Here is a 14,789-nt window from a genome sequence, read left to right on the forward strand (position 1 = left end):
TTAGCTCGCCGTCGCCTGGGCCGGGGCCGGGGCAGAGATTGGGCGGGCTATCGGGGCGTCGTCCTTGGCGCGGGCCTTGATCTGGCCCTTGCGCGGGGTGACGACCATGCCCGGTTGCATCCGCGCCAGGCCATCGATGACGATGCGCTCGGTCGGTGCAAGGCCTTCGCGGATCACACGCAGGCCTTCGACCATCGGTCCGGTCTGCACGGGGCGCGGCACCACCTTGTTGTCCTTGCCCAGCACGAAGACAAGCTTGCGCGTCTGGTCGGTCATGATCGCCTCGTCGGGCACCAGCATGGCCTTGTAGGTGCCCGATCCGAGCAGCCGGGCGCGCCCGAACATGCCGGGGACCAGGAAGCCGTTGGGATTATCGACCATCGCATAGGCCGTGATCGTGCCGGTTTCCGGGCTGATGCCGTTGTTGAGGAACGCCATGCGTCCGCGCCAGCGGAAGCTGGGCTCATCGGCCAGCTGAATTTCCACCGGATTGGGCGCATAGCGCGAGCTCTTGCGCTCGCCGCCGGCATCCTGGCGGATATATTTGAGATAGAAGGCCTCCGCGCCGTCGAAGCTGAAGCGGATGGGATTGATCCGCACGATGCGCGTCAGCTCGGTCTGGCCTTCGGACACGAAATCGCCGACATCGACCATGCGGTTGGATGCCCTGCCGGAAATCGGCGCACGCACCTCTGTAAACGACAGGTCGAGCTGCGCCGATTGACGCCGCGCCTGGGCGGCTGCGAGCGAGGCGCGCGCGGTGCGCAGATTGGCCGACAGCGTATCGGCCTCTTCCTTGCTGATCGCATCGAAATCGACCAGCTCCCGCCCACGCGTTGCCTGCGCCTGCGCATTGGCAAGCGCGGCGCGTGCACTGGCGATGCTGGCTTCGGCTTCGGCCAGGGCAGCGCGATAGGGGCGCTGATCGATCACGAACAGCAGCTGGCCCTTGGCGACATCACCGCCATCGCGAAAGGCGACGCGCGCGATCGGACCGGAAACCCGCGCCACCAGCTGCACGTCCTCATCCGCCGTGAAGCGGCCGATATACTCGTCCCAATCGACGACCTCGCGCTGCAGCGGCACCGCCACGGTAGCGGCGGGCGGGGGAGGCGGCGGGGGCGGCTCGGACGAGCAGGCGCTGATCATGAGCGAAAGCGCGGCTGCGAAGAGCGCGCATCTGGGGGGGACGCGCATCGGTGACTCCGGATTTTGATATTGCACCGCAACATCGTGGAGGAAACGTAACGGAAGGTCCAGAGAAAAAAGTTGCAATTAACAACTAATCTATGTTTATTTTTTGCAACTGCATTTTCGCAACCCGCAAATGTGCGGATGGTTCCGCCGAAAAATCCGGCTCTGTGCGGGATTGGCGAAATCGTTTGCCATCGTCTGTTCGCGCGACGGTTGTAGACCTTGTCGGCCAACCCTATCTCACGCCGCGACTGAATGAAAAAAGGGGGAATGCCAGATGCTTTATCATGACGCCGATGATGACGGCGATCTGTCGGAAAAGGGCAAGATCCCCGTGCCGCAGGATGTGCAGCAGGCCATCGTGACGCTGCTGCGCTGGACCGGTGACGATCCCGAGCGCGAAGGGTTGCGCGACACGCCGCTGCGCGTTGCGCGCGCGTGGAAGGAATATTGCTCGGGCTATGGCGACGATCCCAGCGTGCACCTCAGCCGCACGTTCGAGGAAGTGGGCGGCTATGACGAGCTGGTGCTGCTCAAGGACATTCCGTTCCAGTCGCATTGCGAACATCACATGGCGCCGATCATCGGCAAGGCCTGTATCGCGTACATGCCCAAGGACCGGGTCGTCGGCATTTCCAAGCTGGCGCGCGTGCTTCATGGCTATGCCCGCCGCCTGCAGGTGCAGGAACGGCTGACGGCGGAAGTCGCGGCGTGCATCTGGGAGCATCTGCAGCCGCATGGCGTGGCTGTGGTCATCGAGGCGAGCCATAGCTGCATGACCGCGCGCGGCGTGCGCACGCCGGGCGTCGGCATGATCACCAGCCGCCTGCTTGGCTGCTTCCTGGAAGACCATCGCTCGCGCGAGGAAGTGATGAGCCTGATGGGCTATTGAGCCCTTGCAGGGCCTGTTTCCGCGCACTTCGGGCTGAAACACAGCTGCAACAATCTGAAATCGGGATGTGAGGTCATGTCTTTAGCTGCTGACGGTGCAAACCGTCAGCAGGAGCGAAAACATGGCCTTGCAATCCCCGATCGACACTTCACCGCAGCCGAATGCCCAGCACGATCATGATGAGGGGCTCGCCCGCGATCTCCGCCAGATCGAGCAAATGCGGCTGGGCCGACGCAACATGCTAGGCTGGATGGCATCGGCAGGGGGCGCTGCGCTGATCACCGCATGCGGCGGAAGTGGCAGTTCGGGCAGTACATCGACGGTGACCGTGGCGGGAACAACCAGCACCACGACCACCACCACGACCTCGACTCCCACGCCCAGCCCGACCGCCTCGACGTGCACGGTATATGCGACCGAGACCAACGGTCCCTATCCGGCAGATGGCACCAACACCTCCAACGGCAGCACCTCCAATGTTCTGACCATCAGCGGCGTGGTGCGGTCCGACATCCGGCCGAGCTTTGTCGGGTCGACTACCGTTGCCGCCGGCGTTCCGGTGACCTTCACCATCACCGTGGTGGATGCCAACAACAGCTGCGCGCCGCTCGCCAATTATGCCATCTACCTCTGGCATGCCGATCAGCTGGGCCGCTATTCGCTCTACGACCTGCCCGCCGAGAGCTATCTGCGCGGGCTTCAGGTCACCAATGCCAGCGGTCAGGTGACCTTCACCACCGTCGTCCCCGGCTGCTATGCCGGGCGCTATCCGCACATTCATTTCGAGCTGTTCACATCGCTGGCCAACGCCACGCGCGGCAGCTTCGCCCGGCTGATCTCGCAGTTCGCGCTGCCTGCAGATGCCTGCAGCACCGTCTATGCCTCGAGCGGCTACACGACGAGCGCGAGCAACTTCCGTTCGGTCTCCATCGCCAATGACAATGTGTTCGGCGACAACAGCAGCGCGCAGATCACGGCGATGACCATGGCGATGAGCGGATCGGTTTCAGCGGGTTATACCGCGACTGCGACCGTCGCCATTGCAACCTGACATGCGCGCCATGGCAGTTGCATCGTCCGCCGCGCCGGGCAATGGTGCACAGGCCATGGCGGGGGAAACGATCATAGTCGTCGATGACGATCTCGGCCTGCGCAGCCTGATATGCGAGTATCTGGCAGCGCAGGGCTTCGAGGTCCACCCGTCCGAAAGTGTCGCGGCCTTGCGCAGGCTCATGGAAACCGTCCGGCCTGACGTGATCATCATGGATGTCATGATGCCGCAGGAAGATGGGCTGGATGGCATGCGCTGGCTGCGCCAGCGGTCCGATGCTGCCTGCATCATGCTGTCGACGCTTGCGGCCGATGTTGATCGCATTGTCGGGCTGGAGCTTGGGGCGGACGATTATATCGCCAAGCCCTGCAATCCCCGCGAGCTGCTGGCGCGGGTCCGCGCCGTGTTGCGACGCCGGTCGTCAGGGTCGATTGCTGCGGCAGAGGATAACACGCCAGGTTGGACGTTCGATACCCGCCACTGGCGGTTGATGGCCCCCGATGGCCGCCAGCCCGACCTGTCGACGCATGACCTGCGCCTTCTGGACGCGCTGGTCGAGGCGCAGGGCAGGGTGCTGTCGCGCGATCAGCTGATGCAGGCGCTCGATCCCGATGCGGAGAGCTTTGACCGGTCCATCGACGTGCAGGTCAGCCGGTTGCGGCGCAAACTGGCGGATTGTGGCGGCCAGGCGCTGATCCGCACCGTGCGGGGCTTTGGCTACGGCCTGGGGCTGCCCGTTCGGCGGATATAGGCAATGGCGGCAACAAGCCCTGGGTCGTGGTGGTCGCGCCGACCGATCTTCTGGCAGGTGTTTACACTGGTCATTGTCGCGGTGCTGCTGACAGCGGCGGCCATGCTGACGCTGACGTTCGTCGGGCCGCCTTCGCGTCCCGCGCCGACGGTGATCGCTGATATCGCTGCGAGCCTGCGCGCTGGGCCTGTCCGACCGAATAACGGCCGCCCGATGACGCTGACGCGCAGTGTCGCTCCGCCATCGCCCCAGACGGGAGAAGTGCGTGCGCCATGGCTCGAAGCCGCGCTGACGCCATTGCTCGCCGCGCCTGAGGGGGCAGGCACCGAGCCGTGGGTGATCGCCTATTCCTCCGAGCAGCCCGGGCCGCGCAGAAGATCGGCCGAGCGCGAGGTGCGCGGCACCGTGACTGTCGGGTGGCGGCAGGGCAGGGTCTGGCAGGTGCTGCGATCGCATCCTTCGCCGACGGAAACGCAATGGGTGATCACGTTCGCGCTGGCCGTCGGTGCCGTGCTGGCATTCATTCTGGCCTGTGCCTGGTTTGTCGTGCGGGCGATAGCGCAGCCCTTGTCGGCATTGGCGGATGCCGCTGAATCGGCCCGGATAGGCCAGCCATGGTCGGGCCCCGACGGTCCGGCCACTCCGGAAGTGGCAAAGCTGGCAGCTGCTCTGGCGAGTTTCGATGCCCGGCAACGCGATCATGTGCGTCAGCAGACGACGATGCTCGCGGGCATCGCGCATGACCTCGGCACGCCACTGACCCGCCTGGCCTTTCGCGCCGAAACCCTGAGCGACCCGCAGCGCGAGGCAGCCAATTCGGACATCGCCCTGATGCGCGGGCTTATCGGCAGTTCGCTGGCGCTGGCGCGCAGCAGCATGGCGCGCAGCGAACTGGTGGACATGCACCACCTCGTCCATGCGGTGATTGCGGCGAGCTGGCAGGAAAGTGCGCCGTTGCAGGTCACGGCATCGCCCGGATTGACCGTGGAAGGCGAACCTGTCGCGCTGCAATGCCTGGTGCAGAATCTGGTGGACAACATGCAGCGCCACGCAGGCGGCGGCCGGATCAGCCTGATCGAGCGCGACGCCATGGCGGTGCTGCGCGCAGAGGATCACGGGCCAGGCTTTCCTCCAGACCTGCTGAGCCAGCTGGGATCACCCTTTGTGCGGGGAGAGCCTTCGCGCAACGCGATGACCGGGGGCAACGGCCTGGGGCTGGCGATCGCCAGGACGATTGCCGAACGCCATGGCGGGGGGCTGACACTGGGCAATCTGGATCAGGGCGGTGCCTGGGTGGAGGTGATACTGGCGCGCCAGACATGAAAAGGGCGCAGCAGCCAAAGCTGCCACGCCCCTCTTGCTATCCGGTCAGACCAGAAATCAAAGCTGGTCGAGCATGTAATCCGCGCTGCTGACCTTGAAGTCGCCCGGCTCTTCGACGAACAGCTTGTCGACCACGCCGTCCTTCACGACCATCGCGAAACGCTGGCCGCGCTTGCCCATGCCGAAGCCGGAGCCGTCCATCGTCAGGCCCAGGGCTTCCACGAAATCGCCGTTGCCGTCGGCCAGCATCGCGATCGAATCGGCATTGGCCGACTTGCCCCAGGCACCCATCACGAATGCATCGTTGACTGCGGTGCAGGCGATCTCGTCGACACCCTTGGCCTTCAGCGCATCGGCCTTTTCGACAAATCCGGGCAGGTGGCGGGCCGAGCAGGTCGGCGTGAACGCGCCAGGAACCGAGAACAGCGCCACGGTCTTGCCAGCGAAATAATCCTTGGCTTCGACCTGCTGCGGGCCTTCGGCGGTTGCGCGAACGAACTTGGTGTTGGGGATGGTATCGCCGACTTTGATCATGATCCTGTCTCCTGCTGGGCAATTGAAACCGGGCTGCATGTTGTCCCGTCTTGGGCGCAATGCAAGGGGGCACGGCCAGGGTTGGCGGAATTGGCGCCATGACGTACATAATAGCATATAAAGGAATCTTTATATTTGCCTGAAAGAGCGAGTCTGGCTATGGGGGCGCAGTTTCCGATCGCCCCGTTGGCCAGTAGGACAGACATTCAGGAGATATAGCGTGGCCAGTGCCCCGACCCTCGACCGCAACGATTATGTGGTTGCAGACATTTCGCTCGCCGATTTCGGACACAAGGAAATCGCGATTGCGGAAACCGAAATGCCCGGCCTGATGGCGATCCGCGAAGAATATCGCGCCGCTCAGCCGCTCAAGGGTGCCAAGATCACCGGCTCGCTGCACATGACCATCCAGACCGCCGTTCTCATCGAGACGCTGGTGGCACTGGGCGCCGAAGTGCGCTGGGCAACCTGCAACATCTATTCGACCCAGGACCATGCCGCTGCCGCCATCGCCGCGCAGGGCATCCCCGTTTTCGCCATCAAGGGCGAGACGCTGGAAGAATATTGGGAATATGTCGATCGCATCTTCGACTGGGGCGCCGAAGAAGGCACCACCTGCAACATGATCCTCGACGATGGCGGCGATGCCACCATGTACGCCCTGTGGGGCGCGCGCGTGGAAGCCGGTGAAGAGCTGTTCACCCCGACCAACGAGGAAGAAGAGTGCTTCGTCAAGGTTCTGAAGCGCCGTCTGGCCCAGACCCCGGGCTACCTCACCAAGACCGTGCAGAACATCAAGGGCGTTTCGGAAGAAACCACCACCGGTGTGCACCGCCTGTATGATCTCGCCAAGAAGGGCAAGCTGCCTTTCCCCGCGATCAACGTGAACGACAGCGTCACCAAGTCGAAGTTCGACAACAAGTACGGCTGCAAGGAATCGCTGGTCGACGGCATCCGTCGCGGTACCGACGTGATGATGGCCGGCAAGGTCGCTGTCGTGTGCGGCTATGGCGATGTCGGCAAGGGTTCGGCTGCTTCGCTGCAGGGCGCCGGCGCCCGCGTGATCGTGACCGAAATCGATCCGATCTGCGCGCTGCAGGCAGCAATGGACGGCTTTGCCGTGCAGACGCTGGAAGACGTCGTGTCGACCGCTGACATCTTCGTCACCACCACCGGCAACAAGGACGTCATCACGCTCGATCACATGCGCGCGATGAAGGACATGGCGATCGTCGGCAACATCGGTCACTTCGACAACGAAATCCAGGTTGTCGCTCTCGAGAACATGAAGTGGACCGAGATCAAGCCGCAGGTCGACATGGTCGAATTCCCCGATGGCAAGCGCATCATCATGCTGTCGAAGGGTCGTCTGCTCAACCTCGGCAACGCCACCGGCCATCCCAGCTTCGTGATGTCGGCCAGCTTCACCAACCAGGTGCTGGCGCAGATCGAACTGTTCAGCGGTGCGAACAAGTATCAGAACGACGTGTACGTGCTGCCCAAGCACCTGGACGAAAAGGTCGCCCGTCTGCACCTCGCCAAGCTGGGCGTGAAGCTGACCGAACTGACCAAGGAACAGGCCGCCTATATTGACGTGCCGCTCGCCGGTCCGTTCAAGAAGGACGAATATCGCTACTGATTGCGCGCTCTGCCGCTGGTTCGGCAGAGGCAATCCCAAAGCCCGCTCCGCGTCATCGCGGGGCGGGTTTTTTGTTGCGTGCGGCAAGGGTTGCGAACGCGGATTTTGCTTGCCCTGCTGACAGGCGCGGAGCGACCGTCGCGCCCATAGCGGCCCCATCCATGCGTGGGGCTTTCTGGCACCGGTTGCAGTTCATCGTTTTGCCATTGCGCTTGCGCCCGTGGCGGCTAGCCTTGTCGTATACGAACAAGATTCTGGGGACCATCATCATGAAAGCACTGCGTTTTTCCGCCGCCCTTGCGGCGCTTGCCATCGCCATGCCCGCGCTGGCGCAGGAAAAGCCCGCTAGCTGGGACGTCAACGCGCCGCCGATGAAGACGCGGACCATCCCGATCAAGGTGGACGAGGGCACCTGGATGAACCTCGACGTCAGTCCCGATGGCAGCCGCATCGTCTTCGATCTGCTCGGTGACATCTACACCATGCCCATCGCGGGCGGCGCGGCTACGCGGATCGCCGAGGGCCTGGCCTATGAACAGCACCCGCGCTTTTCGCCCGATGGCAAGCGCATTGCCTTCACCTCGGATCGCGGCGGCGGCGACAACATCTGGATCATGAACGCCGACGGTTCCGACAAGCGCCAGCTGACCAAGGAAAGCTTCCGGTTGCTCAACAACCCCAGCTGGAGCCCCGACGGCCAGTATATCGTCGCGCGCAAGCATTTCACCACCGGGCGTTCGCTCGGCACCGGGGAGCTGTGGCTGTACCATGTCAGCGGCGGCAACGGCGTGCCGCTGGTCAAGCGGCCGAGCGAAGCGCACCAGAAGGAGCTGGGCGAGCCGATCTTCGCGCCCGATGGCAAGGGCATTTTCTACAGCAAGGATACAACGCCGGGTCCGATCTTCGAATATGCGCAGGACAGCAACGGCCAGCTGTTCGTGATCGACCGCTATGACATGGCGACCGGCAAGGTCGAGCGCGTCACCGGCGGCCCTGGCGGCGCGGCGCGACCCCAGCCTTCGCCCGATGGCCGCTATCTTGCCTTTGTCCGGCGCGAGCGGGCCAGGACCAAGCTCTATGTCCGCGACATGCTGAATGGCGAGGAGCGCAAGATCTACGACGATATGGACCGCGACGTGCAGGAAACCTGGGCGGTGCACGGCGTCTATCCGAACATGGGATGGACACCCGACAGCAAGCGCCTGATCTTCTGGGCGGGCGGCAAGATCCGGGCGATCGACATGGCGAGCGGCGCGCAAAGCGTCATCCCGTTCAGCGTCAACGACACGCGCAGCATCATCGACCCCATCCGCCCGCAAAAGCCGGTTGCGCCCGATACCGTGGCGGTCACCATGCCGCGCTTTGCCAGCGTCTCGCCCGATGGCAGCCGGATGGTGTTCGAGGCGCTCGGCAAGCTGCACCAGCAGCCCGCAGGCGGCGGTGCAGCACAGCCGCTGGTCAGCAACGGTGGCACCGATTTCGAGCTGTTCCCCGCCTTTTCGCGCGATGGCAGCCAGATCGTCTATGTCAGCTGGGATGATGAACGGCTGGGCGAGCTGCGCATTGTCGGTGCAGGCGGCGGCGAAGCCCGCACGATCAGCCGCACCCCAGGCCATTATCGCCGCCCGCAATTCTCGCCTGATGGCCGTTTTGTCGTTTACGAGGCGGGCAGCGGCGGCGGGCTGACGTCGGATGCCTGGGGTGTGCAGCCGGGCGTCTATCTGCTCGATATCGCCAGCGGTCAGACCCGGCGGATCACCCAGGATGGCGGCGAACCGCATTTCGGCGCGAGCGGCGACCGGGTCTATTTCAGCAAATATGCAGGCGGCAAGCTGGCACTGGTCAGCACCGATCTGAACGGTGAGGCCGAGCGTACCCATGCCAGCGGCGATCTGGTCAGCGGCTATGCGCTCTCGCCCGATGGCAAGATGCTCGCCTTCCGCCAGAATTATGCTGCATTCGTCATGCCCTTCATGGCCGGCGCGGTCGATCTTGGTGCGGGCAGGGGCGGCGGCGCGCTTCCCGCGGTCCAGGTGAGCCAAGGCGGCGCGACCTTCCTGCAATGGTCGCATAATGGCGCTCAGCTCAACTGGTCGCTGGGCCCGGTGGTCTATTCCGCCAATGCCGCGAGCGCGATTGCCAGCGGACCCGTCGCCAAGACCGATGCGAAATTCGCATCGCCAAAGACCGGCGTGGCGATCAATGTCACCGCACCTGCCGACAAGCCTTCCGGCACCGTCGCCTTGACCAATGCGCGCATCGTCACCATGGCCGATGACACGGGCGGCATCATTGATCGCGGCACCGTGCTGGTGCGCGACAACCGCATCGTTGCCGTCGGCGCGAATGTCGCCGTTCCTGCGGGCGCACAGACGGTCGATGTCGCGGGCAAAACGATCATCCCAGGTCTGGTCGACGCGCATGCGCACGGACCGCAGGGGCAGGACGATCTGGTGCCGCAGCAGAACTGGAGCGCGGTCGCGCATCTGGCGATGGGCGTGACCACCATCCACGATCCCAGCAACAGTGCCGCCGAAATCTTCCCCGCTGCCAGCTATCAGCGGGTCGGCAAATATCTCGCCCCGCGCATCTTCTCGACCGGAGAGGTAGTCTATGGTGCCAAGGCGGCGGGCATCTTTGCCGAGATCGACAGCCTCGCCGATGCGCGTGCGCACACCACGCGGCTGAAGATGCAGGGCGCGCACAGTGTCAAGAACTACAACCAGCCACGCCGCGAGCAGCGCCAGCAGGTCGTCGCGGCAGCTCAGGCCGATGGTCTGGCCAGCGTGGCAGAAGGCGGATCGCTGTTCGGGCAGGACATCACGATCATCGCCGATGGCAACACGACGCTGGAGCATAACATCCCGCAGGAACGGCTGTACGAGGATGTCCGCAGCTTCTTCGCGCAGAGCAAGGTCGGCTATACGCCCACTCTGGTGGTCACCTTTGGCGGCATGGGCGCGGATCCCTATTGGCGGTCGCACACCGATATCTGGCAGCACCCGATCCTCAGCAAGCACGTACCCCGCCGCAAGCTGGAAGCGACCAGCGTGCGGCGCGAGATCGGGCCCGAAGAGGATTATGCCGATACCGCCTCTGCGCGCGAGGCAGCAGCGCTTGCCAAGCGCGGGGTGCCGGTGGGCATCGGTGCGCACGGCCAGGAAGAGGGACTCGCCTCGCACTGGGAGCTTTGGAGCTTCGTCAAGGGCGGCATGACGCCATTGGAGGCGCTGCGCACCGCGACGATCTGCGGCGCGCGCTCGCTGGGCTTTGACAAGGATATCGGGTCGATCGAACCGGGCAAGCTGGCCGACATGGTCATCATCAATGGCGATCCGGTCGCCGATATCCGCCAGTCCGACAGGATCACCCATGTCATGCTGAACGGGCGGCTGTACGAAGTGCCGACGATGAACGAGACACTGACCGGCAATGCCAGGCTGCGCAAATGGTATTGGGAGAAGTGACGGGCAGAAATTCTCCCCCGGCGGGCTGGGGGAGGATTTTCTCCACACCCCGTTTTGCTCCACCCCCATATTGCGCTACGGCCAATGATGATGACGCGGACGCCTTTTTTCATCCCTGAACCCATGAGTCGCCCATGCTGGTAAGCAATGGCGGGCTGTTCCTGATCGCCATCGTCCTGGCCGTGTGGACCGGTGCGGCCATCTGGGCGCTGGTGACCGGCCTGCAGATGCGCCGGGGTGCGGGTACCGCGCGCCGGCAGTTGCGGCGCCTGACCCGGCTGATCGATTCCGGCCCGGCTATCCCGCTGATCGTGCGATCCGACTCGCGGATCGAGGGGCCCGAGCGCGTGGCGCGCTGGCTGGGGCTGGAAAAGCTGCCCCCCTATCTTGCCGAGCTGTCGCAGGAAGGACGCGGGCTGACGCGCGAAGTGCTCGATCTGCTGGGGCAGAAGATCACTACCGCGCAGAAAAGCGGTGCACCGTTCGAAATGGCCGTCGCCGCCGCAGGGTCGAACCGCCGGTTGCGGATCGAGGGCAGGCTTGCCGACCCGCAGACCATCGCGCCCGGCGCGGTGCTGCTGTGGTTCTATGATGCGACCGAGAGCGAAACCCGCATGGCGGCGCTGGCCGAAGCGGAAGCCGAGACGCGGCGTGCATTCGATGCGCTGTCCGGCCTGATCGAGGCTGCGCCCATCCCGATGTGGTTCCGGCGCGAGGACCTGTCGCTGCTGCTGGTCAACAGCGCCTATGTCGAGGCGGTCGGCGGCAGCAGCGCTGGAGAGGTGGTGCAGGCCGGTCAGGAACTGGTCGAGACCGTCGACGGCCTCACACCGCTGGCGGTTGCCGCGCGTGCGCTGGAGGTCAATGCTCCGTCGCGGCGCACCGTCACCACCACGATTGCAGGCACCCGCCGGGCGATGGAGATTGTCGATCTGCCTATCAGGGGCCGCGGCATTGCCGGCTATGCGATCGATGTGCACGACCTGATCCTGGCGCGCCAGGCGACCGAACGTTTCCGCGATGCGCAGCGCGACATGCTGGACAATCTCTCGGCGGGCGTCGCGCAGTTCGATGCCCAGCGCCGCCTGATCTTCGTCAACCAGCCCTTTGTCCGCATGTTCCAACTGAAGCCGCAATGGTTGCAGGACGGGCTGGAGTTCGAGCGGCTGATCGACCGGATGCGTGAGGCTGGCCGCGTGCCGCAGGTGCGTGACTTCCCCGCCTGGCGCGACGAGAAGCGCGAATGGTTCCAGTCTGCAGCCCCGGTCGAGGACAGCTGGCTGATCGCCGATGGCACGCATCTGCGCGCTATTGCCCAGCCCACCCCGGACAATGGCCTGTTGCTAATCTTCGAGGATCGCACCGAGCAGGTGCAGCTGGCGAGCGCCCGCGACACGCTGCTGCGCGTGCGGACCGCGACCTTCAACAACCTGTATGAAGCGCTCGCGGTCTTCACCTCGGATGGCCGCCTGCATCTGTGGAACACCCGTTTCGGCGCGGTTTGGGAGGTCGACGAGGCCGAACTCGCCAAGCATCCGCGTGCCGACGAGCTGCTCAAGGCCATCGCGCCGCAGCTCAAGCGGCCTGCCCAGATCTCCGCGCTGCGCGAGGTGATCCGCTCGGCCACGCTCGATCGCACCCAGCGCGCTGGGCAGCTGGTGATGAAGGATGGACGGGTGTTCGATTTCGTCGGCATTCCGCTGCCCGATTCGAGCGCGTTGTTCACGATGATCGACGTGTCCGACGCCAAGCGAATGGAGGACGCCCTTCGTGAGCGCAACGAGGCGCTGGTCGAAGCCGATGCGATCAAGACCAAGTTCCTCGCGAACATGAGCTATGAATTCCGCACGCCGCTGACCTCGATCGGCGGCTTTGCCGAGCTGCTGGCAAGCGGTGTGGCAGGTCCGCTGTCCGAACAGGGTCAGGATTATGCCAAGGCGATCATCGACTCAGTAGAGCGGCTGTCGGCGCAGATCAACATGGTGCTTGACCTCAGCCAGAGCCAGGCCGGCACGCTGCCGCTCAAGCGCGAGCCGACCGACATCGGTGCATTGCTGGTCGATGTTGCCAAGGGCGTGGCCGGGCTGGCTGGCGGGCGGAACATTGCGCTCGAACTCGACGTCAATGGCGGCCCTGGCATGGCCGAGGTCGATCGCGCGCGCTTTGGCCAGGCGATCACGGCGGTGGTCGACAATGCATTGCGCTACACGCAGGAGGGCGGCCGCGTGCTGCTGCTGGGGGATCGTTTCCGTGGCAAGCTGCGCATCGTGGTGTCGGACAACGGCCCCGGGCTCGATGCCCGTGCGCAGGCGCGTGCGCTCGATGGCGTGCTCCAGGCCGACGAAGCCGGCGGCAAGCCGCTGACCAAGCGTTCGGGCCTGGGCCTGCCGCTCGCCAAGAACCTGATCGAGGCGCATGGCGGACGGATGGAGCTGGTCAGCGAACCCGGCGCGGGCACCATCGTCACGATCCTGATGCCGTGATGCTGACGCTGTCTTCGCTGGACGCCATGCAGCGCCTGGGCGTGTTGCTCGCCGAAAAGGCACGGCCTGGCGATACCATCGCGCTGTCGGGCGATCTTGGCGCGGGCAAGTCGACGCTGGCGCGCGCCATTCTGGGCGCGCTCGGCTTTGCGGGTGAGGTGCCCAGCCCGACCTTCGCGCTGATCCTTCCTTACGACCCGCCCGAGGTTCGGATCCCGGTCATTCATGCCGATTTCTACCGGCTGGATGGAGCGATGGAGCTCGACGAGCTGGGGCTTGATGCCGGTGATCCAGCGCTGCTGATCGCCGAATGGCCCGAGCGTATTGGTGGGTTGGCGGGTCCCGATACGCTGCAATTGCGGATCGAGGGGAGCGATGCTAGCGAGCGCCGGATTATGGCGGCGCCCGGCACGAACTGGCAGGCGCGCTGGCGGCAGATTGCAGGTGAATGGTGTTGAGCGAGCGTGAACAGGTTATCCGTGACTTTGCCGATGCGCATGGCTGGTCGGCGGCAGACATTGAGCCTATCCTCGGCGATGCCTCGTTCCGGCGCTATTTCCGGGTCGTGGAGCCCAGCCGTGGCGCGATCCTGATGGACGCGCCGCCGCCCGAGGAGGATCCGAAGCCGTTCATTGATGTCGCGCGCTATCTGACCGCGCAGGGCCTGCGCGCGCCCGATATATTCGCCGCCGATGCCGAGGCCGGGCTGGTGCTGCTCGAGGATTTTGGCGATGCGCGGATGCGCGAGACGGTCGATGCAGGCGATGCCGAAGCCGAGCGCGCAATCTATCGCACGGCCATCGAAACGCTGGTCGAGCTCCACCAACGTCCGCCCGCCGATGTTCCGGCTTATGATCGCGCGGTCTACCAGCGCGAGGCGGGATTGCTCACCGAATGGTATTGCCCCGCGCGCGGGCTCGAGGTGGATGCCGATGGCTATGCTGCTGCCTGGAACGCCGTTCTTGACGGCATGGACCCGGCTGCGCCCCAGGTTACCGTTCTGCGCGACTATCATTCGGAAAACATCATGCTGCCGCCGGATGGTTCGCAGGGACTGATCGATTTCCAGGACGCGCTGATCGGCGATCCGGCCTATGATCTGGTCTCGCTGCTCCAGGACGCGCGGCGCGATGTGTCCGAGGCGCTGGAGGCCGAGATGCTGGCGCATTATCGCGATCTGGCGCGTCCGGATTACGATTTCGACACCGCCTATCATGTGCTTGGCGCGCAACGGAATGCGAAGATCGTCGGCATCTTCGTGCGGCTGTGGAAGCGCGACGGCAAGCCGCGCTATCCCACGATGATCCCGCGTGTCTGGGCGGCGATGGAGCGCGATCTCAGGCACCCCGCGCTGGCTCCGGTCGCGCGCTGGTTCGATGCGCATATCCCTGCCGAGCTGCGCGATCCTGCAGGAACGCTGGGCGGAAAGTTCGCCCTGTGAGCGGCGCACCCGAA

11 protein-coding genes are annotated in these 14,789 nt (G+C 64.6%); 9 read left to right on the plus strand and 2 right to left on the minus strand.

Annotated elements, in window-relative coordinates; all coding sequences use genetic code 11:
* A complete protein-coding gene (locus tag OU999_03230) occupies positions 1–1,149 on the minus strand; it encodes an efflux RND transporter periplasmic adaptor subunit (GenBank protein ID WAC24223.1) in 1,149 nt (382 codons plus the stop codon).
* A gap of 322 nt (positions 1,150–1,471) precedes the next feature.
* Here OU999_03230 and folE point away from each other — a divergent pair, with 322 nt between their 5' ends.
* From folE to OU999_03250, 4 genes are all read left to right on the plus strand, one after another.
* Entirely contained in the window at positions 1,472–2,086 is a 615-nt protein-coding gene (folE, locus tag OU999_03235) for a GTP cyclohydrolase I FolE (protein ID WAC24224.1), read from the plus strand.
* 121 nt (positions 2,087–2,207) lie between these two features.
* The gene (locus OU999_03240; GenBank protein ID WAC24225.1) at positions 2,208–3,137 is read left to right on the plus strand and encodes an intradiol ring-cleavage dioxygenase; all 930 of its coding nucleotides are present in this window, start codon (positions 2,208–2,210) and stop codon (positions 3,135–3,137) included.
* A 10-nt stretch (positions 3,138–3,147) separates the two neighbouring features.
* Positions 3,148–3,888: a response regulator transcription factor gene (locus OU999_03245; protein WAC24226.1), complete on the plus strand. Its 741-nt coding sequence runs from the start codon at positions 3,148–3,150 to the stop codon at positions 3,886–3,888.
* A gap of 3 nt (positions 3,889–3,891) precedes the next feature.
* Positions 3,892–5,211, plus strand: a complete 1,320-nt coding sequence (locus tag OU999_03250; protein ID WAC24227.1) for a HAMP domain-containing sensor histidine kinase — start codon at positions 3,892–3,894, stop codon at positions 5,209–5,211.
* Positions 5,212–5,268: 57 nt separating this feature from the next.
* Here OU999_03250 and OU999_03255 read toward each other — a convergent pair whose 3' ends face one another.
* Positions 5,269–5,748, minus strand: coding sequence for a peroxiredoxin (locus tag OU999_03255; GenBank protein WAC25334.1), 480 nt, complete (start codon positions 5,746–5,748; stop codon positions 5,269–5,271).
* Positions 5,749–5,965: 217 nt separating this feature from the next.
* Here OU999_03255 and ahcY point away from each other — a divergent pair, with 217 nt between their 5' ends.
* The 5 genes from ahcY to OU999_03280 all read left to right on the plus strand — a co-directional run bounded on the left by ahcY (position 5,966) and on the right by OU999_03280 (position 14,775).
* Positions 5,966–7,384 carry an adenosylhomocysteinase gene (ahcY, locus tag OU999_03260; protein ID WAC24228.1) on the plus strand — a complete coding sequence of 473 codons (1,419 nt, stop codon included), beginning with the start codon at positions 5,966–5,968 and terminating at the stop codon, positions 7,382–7,384.
* Positions 7,385–7,653: 269 nt separating this feature from the next.
* Positions 7,654–10,851, plus strand: coding sequence for an amidohydrolase family protein (locus OU999_03265; GenBank protein ID WAC24229.1), 3,198 nt, complete (start codon positions 7,654–7,656; stop codon positions 10,849–10,851).
* A 134-nt stretch (positions 10,852–10,985) separates the two neighbouring features.
* Positions 10,986–13,334 (plus strand): PAS-domain containing protein, encoded by a 2,349-nt coding sequence (locus OU999_03270; GenBank protein ID WAC24230.1) that lies wholly within the window; start codon positions 10,986–10,988, stop codon positions 13,332–13,334.
* A complete protein-coding gene (gene tsaE, locus OU999_03275; protein WAC24231.1) occupies positions 13,331–13,792 on the plus strand; it encodes a tRNA (adenosine(37)-N6)-threonylcarbamoyltransferase complex ATPase subunit type 1 TsaE in 462 nt (153 codons plus the stop codon). The genes OU999_03270 and tsaE overlap by 4 nt, the downstream gene beginning before the upstream one ends.
* Positions 13,783–14,775, plus strand: coding sequence for a phosphotransferase (locus OU999_03280; protein WAC24232.1), 993 nt, complete (start codon positions 13,783–13,785; stop codon positions 14,773–14,775). The genes tsaE and OU999_03280 overlap by 10 nt, the downstream gene beginning before the upstream one ends.
* Positions 14,776–14,789 lie beyond the last annotated feature (14 nt).

The sequence above is a fragment of the Blastomonas sp. SL216 genome (assembly GCA_026625625.1).
GTDB lineage: Bacteria > Pseudomonadota > Alphaproteobacteria > Sphingomonadales > Sphingomonadaceae > Blastomonas.

Excerpts from the sequence above, each read along its gene's own strand:
- folE (WAC24224.1), top strand. The coding sequence starts at position 1,472 with ATGCTTTATCATGACGCCGATGATGACGGCGATCTGTCGGAAAAGGGC.
- OU999_03280 (WAC24232.1), top strand. The coding sequence starts at position 13,783 with ATGGTGTTGAGCGAGCGTGAACAGGTTATCCGTGACTTTGCCGATGCG.
- OU999_03230 (WAC24223.1), bottom strand. The coding sequence starts at position 1,149 with ATGATCAGCGCCTGCTCGTCCGAGCCGCCCCCGCCGCCTCCCCCGCCC.
- OU999_03240 (WAC24225.1), top strand. The coding sequence starts at position 2,208 with ATGGCCTTGCAATCCCCGATCGACACTTCACCGCAGCCGAATGCCCAG.
- OU999_03270 (WAC24230.1), top strand. The coding sequence starts at position 10,986 with ATGCTGGTAAGCAATGGCGGGCTGTTCCTGATCGCCATCGTCCTGGCC.
- OU999_03265 (WAC24229.1), top strand. The coding sequence starts at position 7,654 with ATGAAAGCACTGCGTTTTTCCGCCGCCCTTGCGGCGCTTGCCATCGCC.
- OU999_03250 (WAC24227.1), top strand. The coding sequence starts at position 3,892 with ATGGCGGCAACAAGCCCTGGGTCGTGGTGGTCGCGCCGACCGATCTTC.
- OU999_03245 (WAC24226.1), top strand. The coding sequence starts at position 3,148 with ATGGCAGTTGCATCGTCCGCCGCGCCGGGCAATGGTGCACAGGCCATG.